The organism is Pseudomonas sp. 1L-C-7-B-C1, assembly GCF_057291635.1.
Map to the genome: position 1 here is coordinate 59999 of NZ_JBXAWH010000011.1, position 26715 is coordinate 86713.

Annotated in this window: 20 protein-coding genes; 11 read left to right on the plus strand and 9 right to left on the minus strand. The window is 57.7% G+C overall.

Features of this window, described 5'->3' with window-relative positions; genetic code table 11:
* Positions 1-198 precede the first annotated feature (198 nt).
* Both AC0Z8Z_RS17455 and AC0Z8Z_RS17460 read right to left on the minus strand, forming a co-directional pair.
* Positions 199-2289, minus strand: a complete 2091-nt coding sequence (locus tag AC0Z8Z_RS17455; RefSeq protein ID WP_485619916.1) for a glycosyl hydrolase family 28-related protein — start codon at positions 2287-2289, stop codon at positions 199-201.
* A 372-nt stretch (positions 2290-2661) separates the two neighbouring features.
* Positions 2662-3576: a LysR family transcriptional regulator gene (locus tag AC0Z8Z_RS17460; RefSeq protein WP_485619917.1), complete on the minus strand. Its 915-nt coding sequence runs from the start codon at positions 3574-3576 to the stop codon at positions 2662-2664.
* A gap of 110 nt (positions 3577-3686) precedes the next feature.
* On the opposite strand from AC0Z8Z_RS17460, the gene AC0Z8Z_RS17465 reads away from it, so the two are divergent.
* Positions 3687-4544 carry a sugar phosphate isomerase/epimerase family protein gene (locus tag AC0Z8Z_RS17465; RefSeq protein WP_485619918.1) on the plus strand — a complete coding sequence of 286 codons (858 nt, stop codon included), beginning with the start codon at positions 3687-3689 and terminating at the stop codon, positions 4542-4544.
* Between the two features lie 288 nt (positions 4545-4832).
* On the opposite strand, the gene AC0Z8Z_RS17470 is transcribed toward AC0Z8Z_RS17465, so the two are convergent.
* Both AC0Z8Z_RS17470 and kdgR read right to left on the minus strand, forming a co-directional pair.
* Positions 4833-5837 (minus strand): dipeptidase, encoded by a 1005-nt coding sequence (locus tag AC0Z8Z_RS17470; protein ID WP_485619919.1) that lies wholly within the window; start codon positions 5835-5837, stop codon positions 4833-4835.
* 90 nt (positions 5838-5927) lie between these two features.
* Complete coding sequence (gene kdgR / locus AC0Z8Z_RS17475; protein WP_485619920.1) at positions 5928-6731, minus strand: DNA-binding transcriptional regulator KdgR; 804 nt, start codon at positions 6729-6731, stop codon at positions 5928-5930.
* 314 nt (positions 6732-7045) lie between these two features.
* Between kdgR and manD the strand changes: the two genes are divergently transcribed.
* The 4 genes from manD (at position 7046) to AC0Z8Z_RS17495 (ending at position 12201) form a co-directional block, all read left to right on the plus strand.
* Positions 7046-8257: a D-mannonate dehydratase ManD gene (gene manD, locus AC0Z8Z_RS17480; protein ID WP_485619921.1), complete on the plus strand. Its 1212-nt coding sequence runs from the start codon at positions 7046-7048 to the stop codon at positions 8255-8257.
* Positions 8258-8324: 67 nt separating this feature from the next.
* Positions 8325-9356, plus strand: a complete 1032-nt coding sequence (locus tag AC0Z8Z_RS17485) for a Zn-dependent oxidoreductase (protein ID WP_485619922.1) — start codon at positions 8325-8327, stop codon at positions 9354-9356.
* 67 nt (positions 9357-9423) lie between these two features.
* Complete coding sequence (locus AC0Z8Z_RS17490) at positions 9424-10716, plus strand: MFS transporter (protein WP_485619923.1); 1293 nt, start codon at positions 9424-9426, stop codon at positions 10714-10716.
* 27 nt (positions 10717-10743) lie between these two features.
* On the plus strand, positions 10744-12201 hold the full coding sequence (locus tag AC0Z8Z_RS17495; RefSeq protein WP_485619924.1) for a mannitol dehydrogenase family protein: 1458 nt from the start codon (positions 10744-10746) through the stop codon (positions 12199-12201).
* A gap of 95 nt (positions 12202-12296) precedes the next feature.
* Here the strand turns inward: AC0Z8Z_RS17495 and AC0Z8Z_RS17500 are convergent, their stop codons facing one another.
* Positions 12297-13088 (minus strand): substrate-binding domain-containing protein, encoded by a 792-nt coding sequence (locus AC0Z8Z_RS17500; protein ID WP_485619925.1) that lies wholly within the window; start codon positions 13086-13088, stop codon positions 12297-12299.
* A gap of 157 nt (positions 13089-13245) precedes the next feature.
* Between AC0Z8Z_RS17500 and AC0Z8Z_RS17505 the strand changes: the two genes are divergently transcribed.
* The 5 genes from AC0Z8Z_RS17505 to AC0Z8Z_RS17525 all read left to right on the plus strand — a co-directional run bounded on the left by AC0Z8Z_RS17505 (position 13246) and on the right by AC0Z8Z_RS17525 (position 19739).
* Entirely contained in the window at positions 13246-13923 is a 678-nt protein-coding gene (locus AC0Z8Z_RS17505) for a response regulator transcription factor (protein ID WP_485619926.1), read from the plus strand.
* Positions 13901-15301 (plus strand): sensor histidine kinase, encoded by a 1401-nt coding sequence (locus tag AC0Z8Z_RS17510; protein WP_485619927.1) that lies wholly within the window; start codon positions 13901-13903, stop codon positions 15299-15301. Before AC0Z8Z_RS17505 ends, AC0Z8Z_RS17510 begins: the two co-directional genes overlap by 23 nt.
* Positions 15302-15386: 85 nt before the next feature.
* Positions 15387-16574, plus strand: coding sequence for a D-alanyl-D-alanine carboxypeptidase family protein (locus tag AC0Z8Z_RS17515; protein ID WP_485619928.1), 1188 nt, complete (start codon positions 15387-15389; stop codon positions 16572-16574).
* Positions 16575-16832: 258 nt separating this feature from the next.
* A complete protein-coding gene (locus tag AC0Z8Z_RS17520) occupies positions 16833-18500 on the plus strand; it encodes a BCCT family transporter (protein ID WP_485619929.1) in 1668 nt (555 codons plus the stop codon).
* A gap of 90 nt (positions 18501-18590) precedes the next feature.
* The gene (locus tag AC0Z8Z_RS17525) at positions 18591-19739 is read left to right on the plus strand and encodes a mechanosensitive ion channel family protein (RefSeq protein WP_485619930.1); all 1149 of its coding nucleotides are present in this window, start codon (positions 18591-18593) and stop codon (positions 19737-19739) included.
* A 25-nt stretch (positions 19740-19764) separates the two neighbouring features.
* Here AC0Z8Z_RS17525 and AC0Z8Z_RS17530 read toward each other — a convergent pair whose 3' ends face one another.
* Together AC0Z8Z_RS17530 and AC0Z8Z_RS17535 are read right to left on the minus strand one after the other, a co-directional pair.
* The gene (locus AC0Z8Z_RS17530) at positions 19765-20484 is read right to left on the minus strand and encodes a 3'-5' exonuclease (RefSeq protein ID WP_485619931.1); all 720 of its coding nucleotides are present in this window, start codon (positions 20482-20484) and stop codon (positions 19765-19767) included.
* Positions 20481-22364 (minus strand): DUF294 nucleotidyltransferase-like domain-containing protein, encoded by a 1884-nt coding sequence (locus AC0Z8Z_RS17535; RefSeq protein ID WP_485619932.1) that lies wholly within the window; start codon positions 22362-22364, stop codon positions 20481-20483. Before AC0Z8Z_RS17535 ends, AC0Z8Z_RS17530 begins: the two co-directional genes overlap by 4 nt.
* Before the next feature lie 262 nt (positions 22365-22626).
* Between AC0Z8Z_RS17535 and AC0Z8Z_RS17540 the strand changes: the two genes are divergently transcribed.
* Entirely contained in the window at positions 22627-23865 is a 1239-nt protein-coding gene (locus tag AC0Z8Z_RS17540; RefSeq protein ID WP_485619933.1) for a cation:proton antiporter, read from the plus strand.
* Positions 23866-23894: 29 nt separating this feature from the next.
* Here the strand turns inward: AC0Z8Z_RS17540 and AC0Z8Z_RS17545 are convergent, their stop codons facing one another.
* Positions 23895-25163 carry a DUF2254 domain-containing protein gene (locus AC0Z8Z_RS17545; RefSeq protein WP_485619934.1) on the minus strand — a complete coding sequence of 423 codons (1269 nt, stop codon included), beginning with the start codon at positions 25161-25163 and terminating at the stop codon, positions 23895-23897.
* A gap of 50 nt (positions 25164-25213) precedes the next feature.
* Positions 25214-26563 carry a Na+/H+ antiporter NhaA gene (nhaA, locus tag AC0Z8Z_RS17550; protein ID WP_485619935.1) on the minus strand — a complete coding sequence of 450 codons (1350 nt, stop codon included), beginning with the start codon at positions 26561-26563 and terminating at the stop codon, positions 25214-25216.
* Positions 26564-26715 lie beyond the last annotated feature (152 nt).

The following is a 26715-nucleotide window of genomic DNA, read 5'->3' on the forward strand; positions in this document are numbered from 1 at the left end:
GCGCTGCAGCCGGGGCGCTCAGCCTGAAAGCATAGACAGCCGTCGTCGATGAACTCTGCCTGGCAAATCCAGGTTTCGATGGGACAGCTCCTGCGAGCACCACCGGCCTGCTTACTTAATTCGAAGGCTCATCTATACAAAGACAGATGAGCCTTTCGTACCGATACCGCAGGTAGGCGCATTCAATCTGCCTGCCAATCAGCCCAAATGCTCGTTCCCATGCTCTACCACGCCGCCGATAAGGGTGATGGCCGTCGCTTCGGTATGACTGACTACGGTGCTCAGTAGCGGCGAGGAGGACACAACTTTACCGCCGTCAAAGTCTTTGAATATCAAATGAGCAGGGGTCAGATCCGCGACGTGGTTGCCCTGTAGCAACAACTCAAAGTGCGCCCCGTCCCGGTCACTGGCGTCCAGTGATTTGAGCGCGGTCAGAGTGCCGGCGGCGTTCACGACCACCTTGAGCGTACCGTTGTGCCCATTGCCCAGGCCAAGGAAGCCTGTAGCAGACACATCGATGACGTCGTTTTCGTTCCCGTTGAAGTCAGTGATCGTGTCCCGCTGTGCGGTACCGTCATTGTCGTAACGCTGGCTGTTTCGAAAGTTGCCGTACACGAAGGTATCGGCGCCCGCGCCGCCTGTCAGGGTATCGCCGCCAGCCCCGCCGTCGAGTCGATCATCGCCGGCGCCCCCATTAAGCGTGTCCCTGCCTGCACCGCCCAGTAAGGTTTCCGCAGCGCTGGTTCCAATGAGCTTTTCACTGGCGTCGGTGCCTTGGATCACGGGTTGCAGATTGGCATTAGTGAAGGTATGCAGGAAGTTGCCGTTCAAGGTCAACTCGAAGCGTTCCCCCAGCACGTCCGCATCCAGACTCTTCAGATAAGTCACGTTCTTGGCCTCGTTGTAAGCCAGCACGAGCGTGTGGTTGTGGCCATTCCCCAGCCCGGTGAAGCCGATGCCGCCACCTGCAACGTCGATCTTGTCATGGGCCACGTCGAAATCGGTGATCACATCCGCATACGACTTGGTCGCGGTGCGATAGCTTTGACTGACCGTATCGAAGCGGAAAATATCATTCCCCTCGCCACCGGTGAGCTTGTCTACGCCAGTGCCACCGATCAGGGTGTCGTTGTTGCCCTTGCCGTTGAGTGTGTCGTTGCCAGCGCCGCCGTATATCACGTCTTGAGTGATGTCACCGTTGAGCGTGTCGTTTGAACGGGTACCGTAGGTGTAGATAGAGTCGGTATTGTCCGACACTTCGCTGCTGGCGAGCGCGGCAACGGCGCCCGTTTGGGTGTGACTGATGACGTTGTGCGTGTACGAATTGTCAAACACGGCGTTGCTTTCGCGGATGCCGTAAGTGGACTGTTCGCTGCCAGTGATGATATTGCCGGTCACCCTGATGTCGTGGGACTTGCTGGAGGTACTGACTTTGGCCACGCCGTATACCTCAATTTCGGACACGGGGCTGCCTAGAGAATTATTGTGGATTGTGTTTGAAAAGACGTCGCCGTTTACGCTGCTTTCGATATATATCCCGCTGCCCTTGTTGTCATGAATATCAACGCCCGTGATCTTGAACTGACGGGCGAATGCGGTGTGGATTCCGTCATCGCCATTGCCGTAGACTTCGCCGCCTTTAACGGTAGTACCGGTGCTTTGCACGAATATTCCGAAGTCGGTATTGCGATAGGCGTCGTTGTCGACTACCTGGACATCGCCGCCGACGTTGAAACCGGTCCGGTTTGCGTAGGCGACATTGTCATGCAACAGGCTGGCAGTCGTTGCATAGGCGCGCACACCGTAGTCATTGTCATGGGCGACGCTGTTGCTCAGCTCTACCTGCACCAAACCGTTGGTGCCCTGCAAATCGAAACCGTTGCCCGCTGCGTTCTTGGCTTCAACGCTATCAATCTTGACCTTAGTACCGCTGCCATTCAGCCAGCCCGATACATACCCCGTGTTGTGCTGAAGGTTGCCATCAAGGGTCAGCTTGCTGGCCCCCACATCGTGGGTGCCGTCGGCCGTCAGGATGCCAGTGACAGCGGAGGGCAGGTCGTTCGCCAGCTTGAGTGTCGAGACGCCCATGCCTTGGCCGACCAGTGAAACATTGCTCTTCAGGGCGAGGCAACTGCCCGTCGTTGCGCTGACCATGTAAGTGCCCCCGGGCAAGTACACCTGTCCGCCGCCCGCCGCAGCGGCGGCATCGATGGCTTTTTGGATGGCGAGCGTATCGTCGCTGCTGCCATTACCCTTTGCGCCGAAATCTTTAACGTTGAATGTTGCCATGATGACTCTCTGCTGGGGATTGAGGTGTCTCCTTATCCACCAGGTAGCCGATGAAGCGGCTCGGTCCCGGACAACGAACAGACTGCATGAGGGTTGGACAGCGCAACAGTGTGGCTGAAATCCAAGGGTTTACCAGCGCACTGACCGCCGTCTATCGAAATTGGGATCAAAGCGGAAAAGGGTACGGAGGTGTAGCGCACATGGGTCGTGAGCAGCTTAGCCACCCATGCCGGCTGCGAGCCGATCATGGGGGTGGCGGGTCGCAATCCCTTCATCAGCGTAAGGCCCAGACCGAGCGCCTCTGGTCTAGCTTTGTCAGCGCTGGACGGCGGCCTCGGCTCGTTAGCCGCCGTTGGGCAAGACGGCTGACGATCAGCTCAGGTCTCCTCTCTCCGCCCGGGCAACGAGCTCATCCACGACGCGTCTTACCTTGGGCAGCAGGTGCCGCGTGTGTGGCCAGACAACGTGGATGGCGACGTCGCCCGGGCTGTATTTTTCAAGCACAGGAACCAGTCTGCCGTCCTTGAGGTGGTCGCGGATCAAAGAACTGGGCATCTGACAAATGCCCTGCCCTGCCGCCGCCATCGCAATGATGGCATCCCCGTCCCCGACCTCGTGGGTACTGGGTGGAACGATCCGGGCGATCTCACCGTTTTCATCCAGCACAGACCAACTCATCCTCTGGCCTCTTCGATAGTTGACGATACAGCGGTGCTGCTGAAGGTCTTCCACAGACTCCGGGTACCCGTGTTTTTCGAGGTAGCGAGGTGCAGCGCAGATGATCTGTTTCTGCACAGCCAGACGCCTCGCTACCAGGCCGCTTGCGTCCTTGAGCGTCCCGAATCGAATACTGAGATCGATACCTTCCTCGATCAGATCAATCACGCTGTCGGTGAATGTCACCGTCAACTTGAGCTCTGGATAAGCGTCAAGGATGTCCAGTAGCACCGGCAGTACGATGCTGCGTCCATAGGCGGCGGGCAGGTCGATTCGAAGACGGCCACTCGGCGTCTTCTGGTTGCTTGTCAGGAATGCTTCAGCGGCAAGGATTTCATCCACCGCCAACGAGCAGCTGGCGAAATAAGCCTCCCCTTCAACGGTCAGTCCCAAGCGGCGGGTAGATCGATGAAAAAGTTTGCAAGCCAGCCTTTCTTCTAACTTCGCGATGCTTTTTCCCACTGCGGACTTGGTGATGCCCAACTGGTCGGCAGCCGAGGTAAAGCTCCCAGTCCTTGCTGCCGTGACGAAAATAACAACCCCGCTCAAGGCCTGTTCAACATAAGCCATTGTCAACTCTCGCTCTACTCAGTGACGACTTATTCCGGGTTTATCCGAGCCAAGCTCTACCTTAGTCTGACCGCACATTGATTTAAAGAGATTGAGAGGAAGCAACAGCAATGACTACCCAAACCATAGAACTTCTTGCGGCTTACTGGACGATTGCCGGTGACGTGTACCCAATGGGCCCCAGTGAAGTGAGCCCGTTTTCATTCGAAGACCGGATGGAGGCTGCGGGCAAGGCAGGCTTCAAAGGCATCGGCTTGGTGCACAACGGAATGATGGCGACGGTTGATCAGATCGGCTATCCCGCCATGAAGACCATTCTTGAGCAGAACGGTATCAAGCACATCGAACTGGAGTTCCTAGTGGACTGGTACCACGACGGTGAGCGTCGACGCCAATCAGACAAGGTGCGCCGAGAATTGCTCGAGGCAGCAGAAGCGTTGGGGGTTCGCTCAATCAAAATCGGCCCCGGTATAGGAGAAGAGCTGGCGGATATTGATCTCATGGTCAAAGAGTTTTCCGTGCTTTGCCGGCAAGCTGCCGAAGTTGGTGCCAACATCGTCTTGGAAATCATGCCGTTCAGTAACGTGCGGACGATTGAAACGGCGTTGGCGATCGTTGAAGGCGCTGATCAGCCGAATGGAGGACTGCTCCTCGACATCTGGCATCTGCAGCGGGGTGGCATCGACTTCAGCGAGATCGCCCGTATCCCGGCCAGATTCATCAAGTCGGTCGAGCTGAACGATGCGCACAAGTACCCCATTGAACCGCTGTGGATGGACACCATCCATAAACGCGTCCTGCCGGGCGATGGCACCTTCGACATCCGGGCTTTTATCAAAGCGGTTCAAGCTACGGGTTATGACGGCCCGTGGGGATTGGAAGTGATTTCGGACACCCACCGCAAGCTTCCCCTTGAAGCCATGGCCAACCGGGCTTTCGAAACCACCCTGCGCCAATTCAGTGAGTGACCTGGCTGACTCTCCTCCGGTGAAAGGCTGAACCCGGAGAGCCTGCTGCTGACCAAGAGTTGGGCTACTAATAAGCCGTCTTGACTCGATAATCGATCATGGAGAACTTCATGGGCTATTTAAGAACACTTTGCCTTGCAACCCTGCTTTCGGCGGGTATCTCAGGGTGTTTCGACTCCTCAAAAACTGATCAAGGCACTGCGCAAAATCCCGACAATGGTTCTTCAATCCAGATGAAGCAGCACTGATCGCTCGCGCGACCGGGAGTCTGAAAACACCTCGATGCGCTCAACCGGGCTCGGGTGACGGCCACGTCGATTTCGCTACACGCAGGAAGTTTTCCCCAAAAATGTTGTTGAGATCCACCTCGCTGTAGCCCAGCCGCTTCAACGCCCGGCCTACCTCCTGGAGGGCTGTCGGCTGTAATTGGCGCTGGCCATTCACGTTTCCGTAATGCTGCTCTGGCCACCAATCGGATTCCTCCACGCCTTCGGGTAAATCCCGGTAATCGGGGGCCAGTTCGGTGTCCAGGCCGAGGCCGATGTGGCGAGTCCCGACTCGCTCGGCCAGGTAATCGATTTGACGAATGAAGGCGGCGACTGACGCTTCAGGGTCGCCCAGAAAGATTCCAAGGCCAGTGAGACCGATCACGCCATCTTGGGCCGCACACGCGAGGATCTGCTCATCGTCGATCGTACGCGGGTGGTCATGGATGGCCTTCACATTGGTATGGGAAAAAATCACCGGTCGCCGGGATAGCTCCATGATCTCCAGGCTTGAACGCTTGCTGGCGTGGGAACAATCCATGACGATGCCGGACCTGTTGATTTCGCTGACAACCTCACGGCCCAAAGGGGTCAGACCTCCGCCCGCACCATGACAACCACCGGCGCAGCTGTTGTCGCGGTTGTACGCCAGCAACATCTGGCGCACGCCCAGTTTGGCGAATAATTCAACCATCGCCACGTCCTGACACAGCATGTTTGCACCTTCAAGGTCGAACGAGACCGCGAGCTTGTGCTGGCCACGGGCACGCTGGATGTCGACGACCGTACCCGCCAGGACATACTCACTCTCGTTCTGCAACAGCCAGCGCCTGAAACCGGCGAGCACTCGAATTACGTCTGCGAACGGCGTCATGTCCATCCCGACATTGACCGATACGTGATGAAAACCAGCCTTGCGGTAGACGCTCAGGGCCGACATGTCCTGGCCTGGGAGCAGCGGCAGGCAGGCGTGGGCTTCCCACAGAATGGGTTCGCAGATCTTGTCTTGAGGAGGCTTGAGGTTCATTCGAGTTCTGCCGGCGGCGTGGTTGATTACGTGAACATCATGGCGGACATGCGACGGTAGCCCTGAACAAAACAGTGGCCTCCAGCCGCTTCAAGCTGATGCCTGTGGCTCACTCTGCGCATGCCACCCTAATTGTCCGGAAATCTGCCGGGTGGCCTCCATCAGTTGCTTGATGTAGTCCTGCTTCAGCTCGTCGCGGAAGCGAAAACAGGGAAATGACACACTCATTCCCCCTATCACATGGCCAAAGCGGTCGCGAATAGGCGCAGCCAAACAGCGCATGTTGTCTTCGAATTCTTCACGGTCTTCAGCGTAGCCTTGGGAACGGACTAACGACAGTTCCTGCAGATAGGCCTCAACGGTGGTCAGCGTGTTGCCCGTGCGCGGCGTGAAACTTTCTTCCTGCAAATGGGCCAGGAGTTCCGGCTGCTCCAGCCACGCCATGAGCACTTTGCCAATACCTGTGCAGTAAAGCGGCGCGCGTCGACCGATGCGCGAGTACATGCGCAGGTTGTATTTCGAATCGATCTTGTGCACGTAGACGATGCTGCCCTCGTCGAGAATTCCCAGGTGAACGGTCTCGCCCGTCAATTCATTGATGCGCCGCATGCCCGGTTCAGCCTCGCGCACGATATCCAGATGGGGCAAGGCCTGGGCGCCCAATTCGAACAGCCGGACGCTAAGCCGGTAGCGGTCTTCGGCATCTTGCACCACATAACCACGTGTCTTGAGTGACTGCAGAAAGCGGTAAACCGTGCTCTTGGACATGTCGAGCTTCTGTGCGATTTCCGACACTCCGCTTTCTTCGGGATGTTCGGCCAGGGCCTCAAGGATGGCCATCGTGCGGGCGACTCCAGAGACCAGTTCGCTGTTCTGAAGGGTGCTGTTGTCCATGAAGGCTCCAACGGAAGGTAAAGCCCAAGGATATACGTTCGCGAATCAAAACGCTGTTTCATCTTTCTTGACGCCGCCGTGAATCTGTTTAAAACTCGGGCACAAGCTCTTCAGATGAAACGCCGTTTCAATAATAAAAAAAGGCGCCAAGTGATGAACGCACTTCCCGGGCAACGCCCGCAAACCCTCTCACCCGGCCCGCTCAAAGTGGCTCTGGCCGGCGCGCGCCCCGAACCTGCCCTGCGCTGGAGCCATCGAGGCCATGCCCAGCCTGCACATGTCTTCATTCTCTTCTGCCGTAGAGGCCTGATCCTATGAAAATCATCGAAGCCCGCGTCATTGTGACCTGCCCGGGTCGCAACCTGATCACCCTGAAAATCGTTACTGATTCCGGCCTGTATGGCATTGGTGACGCCACCCTCAATGGCCGGGAACTGGCCGTAGTTGCTTACCTGGAAGAGCATGTGCTGCCCGCCCTGATCGGTCGCGATGCCCAGCGCATCGAAGACATCTGGCAGTACCTGTATCGCGGGGCCTACTGGCGCCGTGGCCCGGTGACCATGACCGCGATTGCGGCGGTGGATATCGCCCTGTGGGACATCAAGGCAAAGGCCGCGCAAATGCCGCTATATCAACTGCTCGGTGGTAAAAGCCGCGAGCGGGTCATGGTCTACGGGCATGCTACGGGCAAGGACATCGAAGGTTGCCTGGACGAGGTCGCTCGTCATGTCGAGCTGGGCTACAAGGCGGTGCGCGTGCAATGCGGGATTCCCGGTATCGCCACCACCTATGGCGTCGCCAAGCGCAGCGGTGAGCGTTATGAGCCGGCCGACAGCGATCTGCCCGCCGAACATGTCTGGGACACCGCCAAATACCTGAACCACGTGCCCAAGCTGTTTGCTGCTGTGCGCGAGCGATTCGGCGATGACCTGCACATCCTCCACGACGTACATCATCGCCTTACGCCCATTGAAGCGGGACGCTTGGGCAAGTCGGTCGAGCCCTTCAACCTGTTCTGGCTCGAAGACTGTACCCCGGCCGAGAATCAAGAAGCTTTCCGCTTGATCCGCCAGCACACCACTACGCCGCTGGCCGTGGGTGAAGTCTTCAACTCCATTCATGACTGCCGCGAGCTGATCCAGGAACAGTTGATCGACTACATTCGCGCCACGCTGGTGCACGCCGGGGGCATCACCCACGTGCGGCGCATTGCTGACTTCGCTGCGCTGTATCAGGTGCGCACGGGTTTCCATGGCGCCACTGACCTGTCGCCGGTGTGCATGGGCGCGGCACTGCATTTCGATACCTGGGTGCCCAACTTCGGCATTCAGGAGCACATGCCCCATGACGAACGTACCGATGAGGTCTTTCCCCACGCCTATCGCTTTGAAGACGGCCACTTCACCCCTGGCGAGACCCCGGGGCATGGCGTCGACATCGACGAGGACCTCGCCGCGAAATACCCCTACAAACGCGCCAGCCTGCCGGTGAACCGCCTGGAAGACGGCACACTCTGGCACTGGTAGACGTTGTTCGTATTGATCAATAACGACAAGAACGCAGGGCGCTATCCGCCCCGGCAGGAGTTATCCGATGAAAGCTTTTCAAGTAAGGGCACCGTTCGAGTTCGGCCTGGCACAGGTGGCGATGCCGCAGGTGGCGCCCGGTGAAGTCAAGGTCGATGTCGCCTATGCCGGTATCTGTGGCTCGGACATGCACATCATCCATGGGCAGAACGCGTTCGTACGTTTTCCCCGGGTGACCGGTCATGAGTTCTCGGGAGTGGTACGTGAAGTGGGCCAGAGCGTCGAGCACCTCAAGGTGGGCGACCGCGTGTGCATCGATCCGGTCATCAGCTGTGGCACCTGCTACCCGTGCCGGATCAATCGGCCGAACGTCTGCACGCGACTGCAAGTGATTGGCGTACACCGTGACGGCGGTTTCAGCGAGCAAGTCTGCGTGCCTGCCGAAAACGCCCACCGCTTGCCTGACTCAATGGCCTTGAGTCATGCAGCGCTGGTGGAACCGTACTCCATCGCCCTTAACGTGCTTGATCGCATGCAGCCTCATCCGGGGGACAGTCTTTTGATCTACGGCGCAGGGGTGATTGGCCTGACCCTTGTTCAGATGGCCCGGGCGCTGGGGTTGACCGATATCACCGTGACCGACGTTATCGACGCCCGCCTGGAAACCGCCAGGGCACTGGGCGCCAGCCGCACCCTCAACGGCAAGGATGTCGACGTCGAGGCCACCATGCGTGAATTGACCGATGGGGAGGGAGTACCGCTGATTGTCGATGCGGCCTGCATCCCGGCGTTGATGCCGCAAATGGTACGCCTGGCCTCGCCGGCGGGACGGATCGGCCTGCTGGGCTTCAATGCGGTGCCCAGCGATCTGGTACAGCTGGAAATGATCAAAAAAGAACTGACGCTCGTGGGATCGCGCCTAAACAACCGCAAGTTCCCCCGGGTGATCGAATTGATCGCAAGCGGCAATCTGCACGTCCAGGAAATGATCAGCCACCGCGTCAGCTTCGATGAAATGCCATCGGCTATCGATCTGATCGAAAACCATCCCGAACAGACTCGCAAGGTGCTTGTGGAACTGAGCGGCGCCTATCAGTAGCCGTTCACAGATAAACGTGCCCTTCCGGGCACCCTCACCGAATAAACACAAAAAGCGGGAGGTTCCAATGTTTGGTCAAGGTCGCACGTTAATCATCATCATGTTGTTCCTGGCAGGGGTAATCAATTACCTGGATCGCTCGGCACTGTCCGTTGCGGCGCCCTTCATCCAGAAAGATTACGGTCTGACGACGGGTGAAATGGGCATGATCTTCAGCAGCTTTTTCGTCGGTTATGCGGCGTTCAACTTCATCGGCGGCTGGGCGGCCGACCGCTACGGGGCGAAAACCACGCTGTTGCTGGCGATGGTGCTGTGGTCGCTGTTCAGTGGCCTCACGGTGCTGACTATAGGCTTCGCATCGCTCGTGCTGATCCGCATCCTGTTCGGTATGGGCGAAGGCCCCTTGAGCGTCACCACCAGCAAGATGATCAACAACTGGTATACCCCGAAGCAACGGGCACGGGCGCTGGGCACGTCGATGTCCGGCACGCCGTTGGGGGGCGCAATTTCCGGGCCGGTGGTGGGTTTTATCGCTGTCAGTTACGGCTGGAAAGTCTCGTTCATCATCATCATGGCGCTCGGTCTGATCTGGGCGCTGGTGTGGTTCAAGTTCGTCAAGGACAAGCCTCAAGGCAAGGGCGCCGAGGACATTCTGCGGGCGGAAAGCAAGAGTGAGCTAGCCGCCCTGCCGGTTCACCCTCTGCGTTATTACCTCAAGCAGCCGACGGTGCTGTTTACTGCGCTCGCCTTTTTTTCCTATAACTACACGCTGTTCTTCTTCCTGACCTGGTTCCCCAGCTACCTGACCATGGCCCATGGCCTGAACGTCAAGGACATGAGCATCGCGACGGTCATACCCTGGCTGCTCGGTTTTCTCGGACTGGCGCTGGGCGGCTTCATTTCAGACTTCGTGTTCAAGAAAACCGGCCGGATGATGTTCTCCCGCAAAGTGGTACTGGTGACTTGCCTGCTCGCCTGCGCCGGTTGTATTGCCTTTGCAGGGATCGTCAAAACCCTCTACCCGGCGGTGATCCTTGTCGCTTTGGCGGTCTTCTTCTTGTACCTCACGGGGGCAATCTACTGGGCGATCATCCAGGACACAGTGCCTGCGGCGCGGGTAGGCGGCGTCAGCGGCTTCATGCATTTCCTGGCCAACACCTCAGGCATTATCGGCCCGACCCTGACCGGTTTTCTGGTGGAGTTCACCGGCTCGTTCACCAGTGCATTCCTGTTGGCGGGTACGTTGACCGTGATCGGCGCGGTGTGCGTGGCCCGGTACGTAAAACCCCTCTCGGCGGCGGATACCGGCCGCGCAGCGGCAGAAGGTGCGCAACCCGGCTCGGCGCTGAGTCGTCCCTGATCTGTCATTCACAAAAGGAGCGTGTTGATGCGTGTTGTGAAACGTGTTCACTCCACCAGCCCTGTCCGTGAGATCGGCATCGTGCACCTCGGCCTGGGGGCTTTTCATCGCGCCCACCAGGCGGTCTACCTGCAACGCCATCTCAATCGTCATGGCGCAAGTGAATGGGGTTTGTGCAGCGCCAATCTGCGTTCGAATCGCGCAGTGGTGGACCAGTTGCGCGAGCAGGACGGCCGCTATCATGTGGCGGAGTACCGTGACCGCGAGCAGGTGACATTGCGTGAGATCGGCGTGCTGCGCCAGGCGTTGTACGTCGGTGAGGGTGGGCAGGAGCTGGAAGTGCTTTTGCAGCGCATGGCCGCACCCTCTACACGGATCGTCACGCTCACCGTCACCGAAAAAGGCTATTGCCTGAATGCCGTCACCGGGCAGTTACGCATTGAAGATCCGGCCATCGCCCACGATATCGCGCATCCGCATTCGCCGCGCACCGCGCCCGGCATTGTTCTCGAAGCACTGCGACGCCGTCGTGCCTCGGGCATCGCGGCATTTACCGTGTTGTGCTGTGACAACATGCCGGACAACGGCCAGCGCACGCGCCAGGCAGTGACTGGGTTGGCGGCCAAGCAGGACGAGGAATTGGCCCAGTGGGTTAACGATCACGTGGCCTTTCCGGGTTGCATGGTTGACCGGATCGTCCCCGCCATGGATGACGAGTCCTTTACCCGGCTAGAACAGGAACTGGATTGCAATGACCGTGCGGCCGTGGTCTGTGAAAGCTTCAGCCAGTGGGTGATCGAGGATCACTTTCCCCTTGGGCGTCCAGACTGGGAGGTGGAAGGTGTGCAGATGGTGGACGACGTACGTCCGTTCGAAACCATGAAACTGCGCATGCTCAACGGTAGCCATTCACTGCTGGCCTACGTGGGTATGTTGCTGGGCCACGAATCAGTGTCCGACGCCATCAACGATGCGGACCTGGCACCGTTCGTGGAGCGTTACATGACCCAGGAAGCAGCGCCTACGCTGCAGATGCCCGCCGGCATCGATCTTGTGGCCTATGCCGAGGGCCTGAAGGCGCGCTTCGCAAACGACAATCTGCAACATCGCCTCCGCCAGATCGCCATGGATGGCTCGCAGAAGCTGCCACAACGCTGGCTACTCGGCGCGCAGCAGTTGCTCGACCAGGGTCGCGGCATTGACTGCACGGCGTTAGGCATTGCCGCGTGGATTTATGACTGCACACAGCCGCGCCCCGATGGATCGACGCGCGTTATCGACGACCCGTTGAGCCCGACTTTCACTGGTCTTGCCGAACGATTTGAAGGTGCAGCGTTGGTGGATGCCTTTCTCGATCTGGATGACGTTTTCCCGGGCGCGCTCCGTGAACGCGCTGACTTCCGCGTCTCCGTGCAACGTTGCTATCGCGCTTTGATTGACGAGGGCATGAGGTCCGTCCTGCGCACGTTTGCGATCCATGGCTGACGAGAAGGAAGAACGACATGGAACTGCCGACCAAAGGATAAGTGCGGTCCAGCAGCTGTCGCGGTGGGCGGGCTTCGACCGGGCTATTCCGGGCGCTATAACGGTTGCAGGCCACTCTCCTGGATCGCTGCGCCTCCCGCTGATGACTTCATATAGTCGAGCAATTCTTCCGCTTCTTCAGGGTTAGTGCTGTCATTCATCACTGCGCCGGAATACAAAACCATCTGCTGCACGCTGTCGGGAATCAATCCCACAATATCAATGCCTGGCGCCGCTTTGAGCTCACTTAACTGTTGGAAACCCAACTGAGCATCGCCGCGAGCCACGGCGTGGCCCACGGGCTCGGCTGAAATAGCCTTGCTTTTCAACACAAAGTTCTGGTCAAGCTTCATATGCGGGAACAGCCAATGTGAAAGGTACATGCCGGTAGGACTGTTGGCGTAACCGACGGATTCAGCTTTTATCAATGTGTCGCGCAAAGCATCGACCGTGTCGATCTCAGGCTTTGGAGACCCATCCTTTACCGCCATGGCGATGAAGGACCGGCCAAGCTCAACGCGGGTGATCGGGTCAACCCGCTGTTGCGCAACCATTCTGTCCATGGTCGCCCTGTCCGTCATTACAAGGTCAAAACCTTCGGGGCTTGGTTTTTGCTGAAAAGCATCTGCCAGCGTCGCACCAGCGGGTGGCGCTTTGATGATCTGCAAATGGACTGCGCTGGTTTTTTTTTCGTAGTCACGAGCGATGGCAGCAGCCGCACCGATGAAGCCGCTGGCGGATAGCAATCTCAGCGTCACTGGACCATCTGCGGGCTTATCAGCTGCGTGGCTCAGGCCGGGGCTCAAAAAAATGCAGGTCAGCAAAAGTGGTCTGAAGCGCGGGTGCATGGCAGGCAATTCCTCGTCCGGAAAACCTCCACGCTAAAGCACCGTCTGACTAACCCCGTATTAACCCGCGTTAAGAAAAATTTACTTTAACGGACAGACGTACCGGCTCATCTTGCGCCTGCCGTTAGAATGTATGCCCAAAAATCTGGAGTTCAGAATGAATCGTGCGTTAGTCATCGAGGACGACGAAGTCACCGCACAGGCCATCCTCACCGAGCTTGACGCCCATGGATTTCAGGGTCAGTGGGCGGACAACGGACGCGACGGTCTCGCTTTGGCCATCGCAGGAGGCCATGACGTTATTACCCTGGATCGCATGCTGCCCGATTTTGACGGATTGACGATCGTCAGCACGCTACGTCAGTTGTCTATTAAGACCCCAGTGCTGATGATAAGCGCCCTTTCGGACGTGGACGAACGCGTTCGAGGCCTGCGCTCGGGTGGCGATGACTATCTGACCAAACCATTCTCAATGATCGAAATGATTGCGCGCCTCGAGGTGCTGCTACGTGACTCAACACCCGACGAGGCGGAACATTGCCTACGCTTCGGCGGCCTGCAGATGAACCTTATTGCCCAGGCCGTCACTCTCGAAGGTGAGGCAATCGGGCTGCTTCCCACCGAATTCAAACTTCTGACCTACCTGATGCGCCACGCCGGGCAATTGGTCACGCGCACTATGCTGTTTCAAGAAGTCTGGGGCTATCACTTCGACCCCGGCACGAACATCATCGACGTTCACCTCACTCGCTTGCGCAAAAAGATAGAAGGCCCCGGCGCGCCCGTAATCCAGACTATTCGTGGGTCAGGCTATGTTCTCGTCGACAAGGACTGAACGCTGGCGGTCCAGCGGGAGCCGTTTGATCGGCCTTTATTCACTGTTTTTCGTAGCCTGGGGCGCCGTCTTCACCGGCGTATTGTACTGGCAAATTACCCGCTACCTGGGCTCTGTGGCCGAGCGAACACTCATGCAGCGCGCGCATTATTATCAAAAGGTTGATGATGAAGCGTTGGTGGCCGAGCTTGCCGGGAGTGAGGTGTATTCCACCCCAGGTATCGATGCTTACGGGTTGTTCCAAGCTAATGGCGAGCACTTGACAGGAGACTTGCTCAAGCTGCGCGCCAATCTTCCTGACGATGGGCAAGTCCATTATCTGGAGCGCGGTTTAAGCATCGCGTTGCCCAATGAGGAAACGCGTAGTAGCTACGCGCTGCGGCTTGACCGCGCTGATGGCAGGATCTTGATTCTTGCACGCGACGGAGGTTCGATCTCCGCCGTGGCGGGCATCATCGGGCAGGCGTTTTTCTGGGGGTTGTCGCTGACGCTGGTTCCAGGGCTAATCGGCTGGCGTCTGCTGCGAAGGCGCCCTATCAGGCGAGTAGAACGGTTGCAACGCAGCACGGAGCGGATCGTTTCGGGCAACTTGCGTGAGCGGCTGCCGCTTTCAGCCCGCCGTGATGAGCTCGATATGCTGGCCAACGCGGTCAACACTATGCTCGAACACATCGAACAACTGATGCTGGAGGTTAAAAGTGTTTGCGACGGTATTGCACATGACCTGCGGACTCCGCTGACCAGATTACGGGCGCGCCTTTATCAACTACAAAAGCTGCCGCTGCAAAAGGCGCATGTCGATACGTTGAACTTAGCACTGGAGGAAAGCGAATCCATCATGTCACGCTTTCAAGGCTTGCTCCGGATTTCTGAACTGGAGGACACCCGCCGGCGCTCGGGCTTTGAAACATTCCAGCCTGAACAGCTACTGAAGCAGGCTCACGAGTTTTATGAACCGCTTGCTCATGAGAAAAATCAGCAACTGATCCTGGAGACGCCTGGTGACTATCCGTTGCTGAAGGGCGACACCTCTCTGCTGTTCGAAGCGTTGGTGAACCTGATGGACAACGCGATCAAGTTCACTCAGCCGGGAGGCACCATTTCTCTGCGCTGCGTGCGAAGGGAGTGCAGCCTGAGTATCGAGGTGCAGGACAACGGGCCAGGCATCCCCTGCAACGAACTCAACAGCGTGACCCGACGTCTTTACCGCAGCGACCAGACCCGGCAGCAACCCGGTAACGGGCTCGGGTTGTCGCTGGTGGCTGCGATTGCCCGCCTCCATGGGTTTGGGCTAAGAATTGAGGCAGGCATGGATGGTCGTGGCACGCGAGTAGCGCTCGACTGTCCTGTGCACGATGGACGGCACGACGCTTCTTAAATTTTTCTTAACCCTGCTTAATTGGCCGCTGTTTTTTCGCTGGTCTAGGTTGTCGCACCTCGCGTCTAACCAAGGCTTTTCGTACGTGAAACACCTGACCTTACGTTTCGTCCTGACTCTCGTGTTGCCTCATTTGCCGGCAGTGTCTGCCGCTCCTGTTCCAGCAGGCCCCATGACGCCTCCGGCACCGCAGCTGCACGCAAAGTCTTGGGTGCTTATGGATGCTGCCAGTGGGGATGTGCTCGCCAGCCATGATGAAAATGAACACCTGCCCCCTGCCAGCCTGACCAAATTGATGACGGTGTACGTCGCGACCAATGAGATACAGGGCGGCCGATTGCGATCCGATGATGAAGTCACCGTCAGTGAAAACGCTTGGCACACCGAGGGGTCGCGAATGTTCCTCGATCCGCAAAGTAAGGTTGCCATTCATGACCTGTTGCGCGGAATTGTCATCGACTCGGGGAATGATGCCAGCGTCGCACTCGCCGAGCATATTGCTGGTGATCAAAGCAGCTTCGCCGGATTGATGAACGTCACAGCGAATCGGCTGGGGCTCAACGATACGCACTTCATGAACCCTACCGGTCTTCCTGCGCCGGAACATTATTCTTCAGCGCTGGACATGGCGAAGCTCGCACGGGCGATCATCAACGATGAGTCGGCTTACTACTCGCTCTATAAACAGAAACACTTCACCTGGAATGGCATACGCCAACCCAATCGAAATCTGCTGTTGTGGCGGGACGAGTCCGTGGACGGTTTGAAGACAGGTCACACGGAGGCAGCGGGTTACTGCATGGTCACTTCTGCCATGCGTGACGGTCATCGATTGATCACCGCGGTGTTTGGCTCAACCTCAATGAAAAATCGTGCCAATGACGCCGAGAAGTTGTTGAGCTACGGCTTTCGCTTCTTTGACACTAAAACGTATGTCAAGGCTGGTCAGGTCCTGTCGGAGCCTATTCTCTGGAAAGGCGTAGATCGAACGGTGCCCGTAGGGTCGCTGGATGATATATCCCTGACCCTGCCAAAGGATCGAAATCGCAAAGTCGATGTTCGCGTCAAAATCGACCACCCGCTCGTCGCCCCTCTCGCGATGGGTACGATCGTGGGCAGCCTGGACATTTACGACGGCGATAAGAAACTGGCCACGAGGCCTCTGATCTCGTTGGAAGAAGCCCCGGCAGGGGGGTGGTGGAAACGCGCTTGGGACGCCCTGCATCTGTTCTTTCTGAATATGCTCGGCACAGAGAATTCACTCTACAAATAGCGCGCATCCCACTTCGTAATGGGTAGGCCCAAACTGTGGCGTTGAACAGGTACGAGCTGGGGTCAGGCTGAGCGTAGTTTGAAATAGTGTGACCTCTCATTGCTTCTTCCGGAGGCAAATTGGCTAAAAGCGCTGGTCGGGCCTGCCAGGCACTGACCGATGTCTTTTGTTACGATGGAAGCACACCCTTCCGGTTATGCCACTTAGCAAGGTGACAAACGACCATCACGCATCAGCGTTTCGAACAAGGAGCCTCTCATGGGTAAAGAGCCTGTGGATGATCCGACCGTTAAAGGTCATTCCGCCAGTGATGACGGCATCCCAGCCCCTAGCGGAGCTGCCAACCTCATTGATACCGATTATGTTATCGGGCAAGACAACATCAAGGGCGAGTTCTCTTTCTCCCTCGATATACACGGCAAAGTATTCATCATTTCTGCCGCCGCAATATTGCTCTTCGTCGTCTTGACGCTGGCATTGCAGAACGAAGTTGAGCCGCTCTTCAGTGCCATTCGCAACTGGTTGACCGGTCACCTCGCATGGCTCTTCATGAGCATCGCCAATATCTTCGTCGTGTTGTGCCTGGTGCTCATCGTCTCGCCTTTGGGCAAGGTCAGACTCGGTGGCAGAGACGCCAAACCGGATCACAGTTATGTCGGCTGGTTTTCGATGCTCTTCGCCGCGGGCATGGGCATTGGTCTGATGTTCTATGGCGTTGCCGAGCCAATGTCCCATTTCGCAGCGTCTATGGGGGGTGTCACGGTTGACGCCACCGGAGCCCGCACGGATTGGGCGCCACTCAACGGAGCGGCAGGGGACGCCAAGGCTTCAGCGGACCTGGCAATGGCGGCCACAATCTTCCACTGGGGTTTACACCCATGGGCTATCTACGCAATCGTCGCGCTGTCGCTGGCCTTGTTCTCCTATAACAAAGGTTTGCCGCTTTCGATCAGATCGGTTTTCTATCCACTGCTCGGGGAGCGCGTGTGGGGCTGGCCGGGACACATCGTCGATATTCTCGCCGTTTTCGCGACCCTGTTCGGTCTGGCAACTTCCCTGGGCATCGGCGCAGAGCAAGCCGCCGCTGGCCTTGAATACCTGTTTGGTATTCAGGCTACAAACCTCAGCAAGGTCATGCTGATCGTAGGAATCACGATGGTTGCGCTCTGGTCAGTGCTTTCCGGTCTGGACAAGGGCGTGAAGATGCTCTCCCAGATCAATATGGGGCTGGCTTTGCTATTGCTGGTGTTCATCATCGTGGTCGGACCTACATTGGCGATCTTCACCGGTTTTTTCAAAAACCTGGTGACCTACGTGGAGTACCTGCCCGCCCTGTCTAATCCCTTCGGACGCACCGACAGTGAGTTCACGCAGGGCTGGACTGCATTTTACTGGGCCTGGTGGATCAGTTGGTCCCCTTTTGTGGGCATGTTCATCGCCCGTGTCAGTCGCGGCCGTACCGTAAGAGAGTTCCTCATCTCGGTGCTGCTCGTGCCTTCAGTGGTATCGGTACTATGGATGACTACCTTCGGCGGCACCGCCATTGATCAGGCGACGGTGCAGGGGCTGGTTGGCGTCAAGGATGCAGTCCTGGAACTGAAGCTGTTTGCGATGCTTGAAGGATTACCACTCAAAGAGATCACTTCGTTTCTTGGCATCGTCCTCGTGATCGTATTCTTCATCACTTCTTCAGATTCAGGCTCATTGGTGATCGACACCATTACCGCTGGCGGCAAGGTCGATGCGCCTGTCCCGCAGCGGGTATTCTGGGCGGTTATCGAAGGTGTGATCGCTATTGCACTCCTGTTGGGGGGTGGTCTTGTCGCCCTTCAGGCGATGGCGGTCTCAACCGGTTTGCCGTTCGCCATCGTGCTGATGATTGGTTGTATCTCTCTGGTCAAAGGGCTCATGTCGGAGCCTCGATAGCGACGCCATTTATTATCTACCCTCCCCCAACGTTCAAAGGCAGGGGTGCAGCCTATTCGGGGCGCGCCTCTGCATCAGACCGAGGACCGCATGTTTCAAGACGTCGTCAGCTTTTTCGTCAATTACACATTTCTGAGCATTTCATTAGCCAACTGGATTTTCGCGGGGTCGCTGATCGTCGTCAGCTTTGTGCTGGCGAGGACAATAATCGGATTCTTCCTAAGAAGACTCAGGCAGCAGTCAGCCCAGCCAAATGCGCACCTGAGTCACATTGCTGTTGAAGTGTTATCAGGCACCAGCAATACGTTGCTGTTGCTGGCCTCGATTCTTATCGGTGTCGGTGTTCTGGATTTACCCGAGCGCTGGCTGGGGCGCGTGAGCAGTCTCTGGTTTGTGGTCGCTGCCCTGCAAGTCGGGTTGTGGGTCAACCGAGCACTGGCGCTGGCGCTTGCCCGCTATTTTCGCCGCCACAGCACTGCGGAAACCTACCAGGGCAGCGCACTGGCGACCTTGAGTCTGTGGGGCGCCAAAGTTTTTCTTTGGGTAGTCGTCGTCCTTGCGATGCTTTCCAATGTCGGCGTCAACATCACCGCCTTCGTTGCCAGCCTGGGTGTGGGGGGCATCGCGGTTGCGCTGGCGGTTCAGAACATTCTGGCTGACGTCTTCGCGTCGCTGTCCATTGCGGTCGACAAGCCTTTCGAGGTGGGGGATTTCATTGTTGTCGGCTCGCTTTCAGGAACAGTCGAGCACGTGGGCCTGAAGACCACGCGCATCCGCAGCCTGGGAGGTGAGCAGATTGTCATGGCGAATGCCGAGATGATCGGGAGCACTATTCAGAACTACAAGCGTCTGCAGGAGCGCCGAATTGTGTTCGAGCTGGCGCTGACCTACGGCTGTTCAGCTCAACAGATTCGCGAGGTCCCGCAACGTATCGAAGGCATTATCCGGCAGCAAAAACTCGCACGCTTTGACCGCTGCCATTTCCGCAACTTCGGTAGCAGTGCTCTGGAATTTGAAACGGTCTACATCGTGCTCGACCCTAGCTACAACGTGTACATGGACGTCCAACAAGCCATTAACCTGGCCATTGTCGACGCCTTCGCCGAATTGGGCGTGACCTTTGCCCACCCTTCCCGCACGGTGTTCATCGAAAGCGTCCCGGCCAGGGAGACGCTGGACAGTTACGCGACCGGGGCTCGTGAGCAGACTGCCAACCGTCCTGACAGGACTGACCATTGACCGATCAAGACGTCCGCTGCGCCGCTTAGCTCCAAAGCGATCCGAGAGGCGTTGAGGGGCCGTGGTGCGTCGCGACCTGAGCCTGGAATAGTTCGGCCGCCGCCAGTGCATCGGTGAGGGCATGATGGGCGTGGTACATCGGCAGGTTGTACCGGGCCCGGCTGTCGGCCAGGCGAATGGACAGTTGAGGGCGGCGCAACAGCCGCCCCAGCCAGCTGGGCTTCTGTCTGTGCAGTCGGGCCTCTAGTTGCATCGTGTCGATAACCGGGAATTGTAGCCCTTCGCCCAGATGTTCCAGAAATGCCTGATTGAGGAATGCACGTTCGATGTTGCGGTAATGGACGACCATCACCTTCCCGGCCATCGCGTTCAGAAGCGTCTCGTAGACCGCCCCGAATGTTGGCGCTTTGGCAACTTCTGCGTGGGTGATGTGGTGGAACGTGACGGATTTTCCGCTCAATTCTGAAACGGGCTGTATGACCTGGTAGTGCGCATGCTGGCACTGAATACGCCGGAGGGTAAACGGCAGCATACCGATGCTGATAATGCTGTGTGACTGCGCATCAAGGCCTGTGGTTTCCACGTCCAGTGCCAGAAAATGCACATCTTCTAAAGGCGTGTATGCAGCCACCACACCCGCCCGGTAAAAGCGCTGCAGCGCGAGATGTCTCGCTTGCTGTGACAACTCGTCGAACCTGGCTGGCCAGTCCAGAACGGCATCAGTGCAGGGGTGAGCTATTGTCATTTTGGCAATCGTCCCCTGGGCGGATACCGAAAGCGCAGAAAGTTCTGACCGTTGCTAAGCACTTGGAACGCTTCTTTGAGATTGTGCCGTTCACTGTGAGTGAAACGCTCGGGCTCGATGTAGTTGTCAGGCGTCATGCCGCGCTCCAACGCATCTGCCTGATGCCGGATGCGTACCATGGACAGGAACTCAAGGGCATACCTCAAGTGTTTCACGGCATCGGGTTGCATCACGCTGGCAGCAGCAATAGCGTCCAGGCGATCAAAGGAGTTCTGCGCCAGGCTGCCGCAGGCCAGTGCGTGGATACGGATAAGATCGGTCAGCGGCGCTGTTCCCCGACCTTTGAGGTTGATGATGCGTTTTTGCTCGCCGTCCGTTTCGACGACAAACGTGCGAAAGAAACCTAAAGGCGGGGTACGGTTGAGCGCAATCCTTGCCAGTGCGCTCAGAAATCCGGGGCTGGACGAGGATTTGCCGGCGCACAGTAACTTGAGTTCGTGAATAAGGTCGAGCTTCCCGTAAACCCCGTCTAAATCAAAAAAGATGCAACTGTGCAATAGGGCCGAGGGGCTCGGTTTTTCCATCCACTGCCGAAAGTAATTTCGCCACACACTGAGGGGTTGGCGCCATTGCTCATTGGTCGCCATGATGCCCCCCTTGCAATAGGTGTAGCCGCATGCGGCCAGCCCATCGCTGACGAAGGTCGCCAGGCTGCGAAAATAGGCGTCGTGCAGGGTCGCGTCGTAGCTATCATCCAGGACGAGCGCATTGTCCTGATCCGTCACCAGCAGTTGCTCGTCTCGAGCCATCGAACCCAGCACCATAAAACAGTAAGGCACTGGCGGCGGGCCGTATTTCTTTTCGGCCAGTTCAAGCAGCCGCTGGGTGAATGCCCTGCCGATTCCGGAGATCGCGCTGCCGATCATATGAGCCGTAGCGCCATCGCGGACCATGCGAATGTAGGTACCTCTCAGGTCCGTCAGCAGAGATTGCAGTCCTTGTACGGAGGTCTGGTTGGATATCCTGCTGACCAGATATAAGCTGCTATGAGACTCGTAGCGGATGATGTCCGACAGATTGATCAGCCCCGCCGGCCGGCCATGCCTCAGCACAGGCAAGTGGTGAATGTTACGCCGCAGCATCACCAGCATGGCCTCGAAAACCGACTCGTCAGCATCGATCGACACAGGGTCCTTTGTCATGATGTCGCTGACGGAAGTTTGCTCGCCGTCAAGCCCGGCTGCCACGACCCGCGTACGCAGGTCCCGGTCAGTCACAATGCCGCAGATTTCTGGCGTTTCCTGCCCGGCAGGCGTCATCATCACCACCACACACGCCACGCTTTGCTCGGCCATGATTCTGGCAGCATCCCTCACACAGGCGTCAGAGGCGACCCAAACCAGTGATCTCGACAGCAACGCGCGACATCGAAGTTGAATCAATTCGCTGGCACGCCCCTGGGCCTCCACAGCCGACTTGAGCCTGGAGTGGCCCTCGGCCTCGACAAAATCCGCGAACGCATCGTGCTGCCCGCACAGTTCGGCGAATACATCTGCCGGAATGAAATAGATGAGGCTGTCTTCGAGCGCTCTCGCCGGAAAGCGCACTTTGTTACTTCGCAGCAGCCCCGCCTGGCCGAAGATGTCGCCCTCGACCAGCCGGTTATACAATTCGCCGTTGCGGCGGTAGATCTCAACCGCACCGCTGCGAACATAGTGCAGGTCCTGAATGGTCGCCCCGGCTTCAAGAATCTCGCTGCCGGCTTTGAAGTAGCTGACTTCAGTCCGCCGCGCAATGGTGTCGACCACTTCCCTTGGCAGGGCGTCGAAGGGGGCGAACCGGCAAAGATGGTTGCTGATCTCTTCTAATTCAACTTGCATGAAACCTCGTATCGAGCGGGGCCAAGCCTGGGACTTCGCCCTATCAAAGATGCTGGTGCTGCCGGGGATGATTGCCAAGGGACCACATCTGTTTGCGAGCGACAAGTCTGACACTGAAGGGAACTGAAATGCCGAGCGTGGCGTTGACTGTGATTTGCCCATGTTAACGTTGAACCTTTCCTGCGCAGCGTACCCACATAACGGGTACGTTGCACTTCACCGCAACGCCCTCCCCCCCCTTCTGCATGGAGCTTGTAGACCGATGTTGGACACCGTCGCAGCATTTCTCAGCATCACCGCGGTGCTAGCGTTTCTCAACAGACGTTATGTGGGATTGCCGCCCGCCATTGGGGTAATGAGCATTGCGCTGGCGCTTTCGCTCTTCAACATGGCACTCAGTGCAGTAGGTTTTGAAGCGTTGCATACATTCGAAACATCACTGGTGGAGTCCATCGACTTTTCCGAGCTGTTGATGCAAGGCATGTTATCGCTGCTGCTGTTTGCCGGCGCACTGCATGTAGATTTGTCGCAGCTGCGTGCCTACAGATGGCAGGTCGCATCATTGGCGGTCGTCGGAACCACTGTTTCGACCCTGCTCATTGGTTTTGCGCTGTGGGAGCTGCTTTCGCTCACCGACCTGGCTTTGCCGCTTTCGTACTGCCTGGTGTTCGGTGCGCTGATTTCGCCGACAGACCCCATCGCGGTCATGGGCATTCTGAAGTCGGCAGGTGCACCCGCTAGCGTCGAACTGGTGATCTCGGGCGAATCCCTGTTCAACGACGGCGTCAGCGTTGTTCTGTTTTCGCTCATCCTGGCGATGATTGTCAGTGGTGACGCGCCCTCGGTGCTTGGCGCCTCACAACTGCTGGTCGAGGAGGCCGGCGGCGGCGCACTGGTCGGTGCAGTGCTGGGCTACATTACCTACCGAATGCTCAAAAGCATCGACAGCTATCAGGAAGAGGTGCTCATCACCCTGGCCGCAGTACTTGGCGGCTACGCCCTGGCGACTCATCTGCACGTCTCAGGTCCGCTGGCGATGGTGGTAATGGGCCTGATCGTCGGTAATCAAGGCCGCTCCTATGCAATGTCGGAAGAAACCGAGAGGAACATTGACATGTTCTGGGAGTTGATTGACGAAATCCTAAATGCGGTTCTTTTTGTGCTCATTGGCCTGGAAGTGGTGCTGATTCACTTCTCAAGTTCGCTTGCTGTCACAGGTCTGGCCGTTATCGTGCTGACATTGCTGGCCAGGCTGCTGACGGTTGGTGCTCCCGTCGCAGTACTGGGCGAACGCTTTCGGCTGCCTGCCGGTGCCTGGAGCGTGATGACCTGGGGCGGATTAAGGGGAGGGATATCAGTAGCGCTGGCGCTGTCGCTTCCGTCGGGTCATGCCCGGGACGTGGTCGTATCGCTGACCTACATGGTCGTGGTGTTCTCCATCCTGGTTCAGGGCATGAGTATTGGAACATTGGTGAAGCGCGTGATCCCGTGCCGGAAATGAGCGCGGGTCACCAGGGCCGAGGGCGGATATCACGGGAGCGAAGCGGCAATGCACGCGCGCAACCGCGCCTTGTCACTATCAAGCGTCATCGCCGCCTCCGCCCGTTCCAGGATGACCCCGATGTGACGTGCGCACACGGCGGCATATAACACCGGACTGGCGTGCGCCAGGCTTGCGAGCGCTTTGACGAGACGAACGTTCACCTCAATGAGCGCTGCGCCGTCACGCGCGATCGGTGAGAAGAAATCATCGAACATATCCTCTACTGACAGCCCGCGCACATGCACGCAACTGCACTGTGTTTCAGGCTTTTCAAGCGTGCCAGACCTCGCCTGTGCATTGAACGCGCGGATCCCCCTGCCGATGACGTCGATCGCTGTGCCCGGATCGTTCACGGCGGGCGAAAGCGCCCGTGATGCGATCTCTGACAATACGGACAGACCAAAGCGAGGGTCGTGCTCAAACGTTCTACGAACGCCAACGGTGACGGCGGACAGGATCTGCGTCACCTGAGAGTCACCCAGCGGCTCGATGCTTTTCCTCACCCCCCGAGCCAGCAGTTCGCCCTCGTTCACAAAGCTGCCTGGCAGGACTTCAAGATAAATCAGCATAGAATGCTTCTGCGCAAACGCTTCCAGGGCGGGCACGTCGATATGCTGCACATAGCCGACTTCACGGCTGAGGATCGTGAGCATCGGTAGCCCCTGAACCTGTTGATCAGGGTAGGCGCAGCCTCCCAGATACGGCAGACGACAGCGATCCTTCAGGGCACCAATGGTGGCGGCCTCCACCCGGTCGATCGTCTCGCCAACCCGACCAAGCCTAGACAGATGATCGATCCATCGCAGCAGGGTGTAGACGATCAGAACCACGACGGCGAGGGTCACCGCGAACAGGATGACCCTGCCTTGAGCGCCATAGGCGCCTGTACTCAGCGCGATGATGCCAACCAGGCTGAACAGGAACGAGCCAATGAAGGTCGACAGAGCGTTCTGCGTGGTCGTGTCCTCCATGACAAGGGTGGTGGCACGCGGGGTGGTGCCCGTGCTGGCTGCGCCATAAGCCGTGACCATGGTGCTTAGCGAAAACGTGGTGACCGCCAGCATGCTGGAGGCGATGATGCCAAGAATCTTGTCGACGGCATCAGCGCCTATCTTGCCCGGCAGATCTATCGGAATGTGGTCTCTGAGAACGACCGCCAGCAACGCCGTCACAACGCCCAACAGGGAAAACAGTCCCGCTCTGAACCATAGGCGTTTGGTCGTTCGTATCAACAGCCATTGCCACCGAGCAGCCATTGCGAAACTCCGCTGTTACGTGAGGGTGAGTTGGATGATATCTGTAGCAACTAATGACTGGGTGGCTTTCTGAAGTTGAACAACCCCCACAGCAAACCGAGCACTGCGGACACAGAGGAAGCGCACAGCACGCTCAGCTTCGCCGCGGCCAATAAACGGTCGTCGTCATAGGCCAGGCCGGCGATGAAAATCGACATCGTGAAGCCGATACCAGCGAGCAGACCTACAAGTATCACTCCGCGCCAAGTCACCTGTTCCGGCAGTTTGCAAAGCCCGGTGCGAACCAAAAGGAAGGTCGCGAGCACGACGCCGATGGGCTTACCAAGCACCAATGCCAGTACGACGCCATAAACAACCGAAACCACAGCTGCGTCGCTTAGCTGAGCGCCCTGAACACTGACTCCAGCGTTCGCAAGCGCGAACAGCGGCATGATGACGAAAGCGACCCACGGATGGAGCGCCTCCTGAACTCGTTGCACCGGAGGCATCACTTCACGCTCGGCAAGCCGGATTTGCTTGAGTGGCTCTGAGACCTTTTTCTCGCCCTGGTCTACCCGGTGCGTGAGATCTCGGAATGCCTGGGACATGATTTCGAGTGGTCGCTCGCGGGACGGGGCAGACCATACCGGAGTCACAAGCCCCAGAATTACGCCCGCCAGTGTTGGATGTACACCAAGCTTGAAAAGGCCTCCCCAGACAATCGCGCCCGGCAACAGGTAGAGCCATGCCGAGCCGATCCCCATCCTTTGCATCACAAAGACGAGCGCGAGACCTGTGCCTGCGATAGCCAGGCCGACCAAATGCAGGCTTGCGGTATAGAACAGTGCAATGATGAGTATCGCAGCGATGTCGTCGATGATTGCGAGGGCTAGCAGGAAGACTCGCAGATTGGCTGGGATCGATTTGCCCAACAGAGCAAGCACTCCCACCGCGAACGCGATATCAGTCGCCGTGGGGACTGCCCAGCCGTGGGCAGACGCGGTACCTATATTGCAAGCAAGGTAAACGCCCGCCGGGACCAGCACACCACCTAGTGCGGCACCTAGCGGGAGCGTAGCCAGCTTTGCGTTGGACAGAGCGCCGTCCTGGATCTCTTGGCGAATCTCCATTCCGACCACGAGAAAGAAGATGGTCATCAAGCCGTCATTGACCAAGAAGTGCAGTGACTGACCTACACTAAAAGATCCGATAGTGATGGCCACTGAAGTGTGCCAGAAGCCCTCATAGGAAACGCTGGGCGAGGTGTTGGCCCAGAGCAGTGCAGCGATAGCGGCTAATACAAGAACGACGCCGCTGAGGGCTTCGATATGGCTGAATCGCTCGACCGCAGCCAACGCTCGGCTGGTAAGAATCTGTGGTCGGGGGACGACATTTGATGCGGGCGTATTTGGCGCAGGCACGGGTGTTCCTCACCGGCGGCCCGACCAGTACTGGAATTTTAACCTGCGCATCAGCACCTTGCCTTACGCACCCAACTGGATTGTACGCGCGGACCGATGACTATCGCAAAGCTTAGAGAATTCTTGGATATAAGCGATTGCTGAGGAACGAC

What these genes read in the sequence shown, in the direction of transcription:
- AC0Z8Z_RS17540 (WP_485619933.1), top strand. Translation starts at nt 22,627, where the DNA reads ATGTTGGACACCGTCGCAGCATTTCTCAGCATCACCGCGGTGCTAGCG.
- AC0Z8Z_RS17545 (WP_485619934.1), bottom strand. Translation starts at nt 25,163, where the DNA reads ATGGCTGCTCGGTGGCAATGGCTGTTGATACGAACGACCAAACGCCTA.
- AC0Z8Z_RS17485 (WP_485619922.1), top strand. Translation starts at nt 8,325, where the DNA reads ATGAAAGCTTTTCAAGTAAGGGCACCGTTCGAGTTCGGCCTGGCACAG.
- AC0Z8Z_RS17505 (WP_485619926.1), top strand. Translation starts at nt 13,246, where the DNA reads ATGAATCGTGCGTTAGTCATCGAGGACGACGAAGTCACCGCACAGGCC.
- AC0Z8Z_RS17465 (WP_485619918.1), top strand. Translation starts at nt 3,687, where the DNA reads ATGACTACCCAAACCATAGAACTTCTTGCGGCTTACTGGACGATTGCC.
- AC0Z8Z_RS17535 (WP_485619932.1), bottom strand. Translation starts at nt 22,364, where the DNA reads ATGCAAGTTGAATTAGAAGAGATCAGCAACCATCTTTGCCGGTTCGCC.
- AC0Z8Z_RS17525 (WP_485619930.1), top strand. Translation starts at nt 18,591, where the DNA reads ATGTTTCAAGACGTCGTCAGCTTTTTCGTCAATTACACATTTCTGAGC.
- AC0Z8Z_RS17455 (WP_485619916.1), bottom strand. Translation starts at nt 2,289, where the DNA reads ATGGCAACATTCAACGTTAAAGATTTCGGCGCAAAGGGTAATGGCAGC.
- AC0Z8Z_RS17495 (WP_485619924.1), top strand. Translation starts at nt 10,744, where the DNA reads ATGCGTGTTGTGAAACGTGTTCACTCCACCAGCCCTGTCCGTGAGATC.
- AC0Z8Z_RS17500 (WP_485619925.1), bottom strand. Translation starts at nt 13,088, where the DNA reads ATGCACCCGCGCTTCAGACCACTTTTGCTGACCTGCATTTTTTTGAGC.
- AC0Z8Z_RS17510 (WP_485619927.1), top strand. Translation starts at nt 13,901, where the DNA reads ATGTTCTCGTCGACAAGGACTGAACGCTGGCGGTCCAGCGGGAGCCGT.
- manD (WP_485619921.1), top strand. Translation starts at nt 7,046, where the DNA reads ATGAAAATCATCGAAGCCCGCGTCATTGTGACCTGCCCGGGTCGCAAC.
- AC0Z8Z_RS17470 (WP_485619919.1), bottom strand. Translation starts at nt 5,837, where the DNA reads ATGAACCTCAAGCCTCCTCAAGACAAGATCTGCGAACCCATTCTGTGG.
- AC0Z8Z_RS17490 (WP_485619923.1), top strand. Translation starts at nt 9,424, where the DNA reads ATGTTTGGTCAAGGTCGCACGTTAATCATCATCATGTTGTTCCTGGCA.
- AC0Z8Z_RS17460 (WP_485619917.1), bottom strand. Translation starts at nt 3,576, where the DNA reads ATGGCTTATGTTGAACAGGCCTTGAGCGGGGTTGTTATTTTCGTCACG.
- AC0Z8Z_RS17520 (WP_485619929.1), top strand. Translation starts at nt 16,833, where the DNA reads ATGGGTAAAGAGCCTGTGGATGATCCGACCGTTAAAGGTCATTCCGCC.
- AC0Z8Z_RS17530 (WP_485619931.1), bottom strand. Translation starts at nt 20,484, where the DNA reads ATGACAATAGCTCACCCCTGCACTGATGCCGTTCTGGACTGGCCAGCC.
- kdgR (WP_485619920.1), bottom strand. Translation starts at nt 6,731, where the DNA reads ATGGACAACAGCACCCTTCAGAACAGCGAACTGGTCTCTGGAGTCGCC.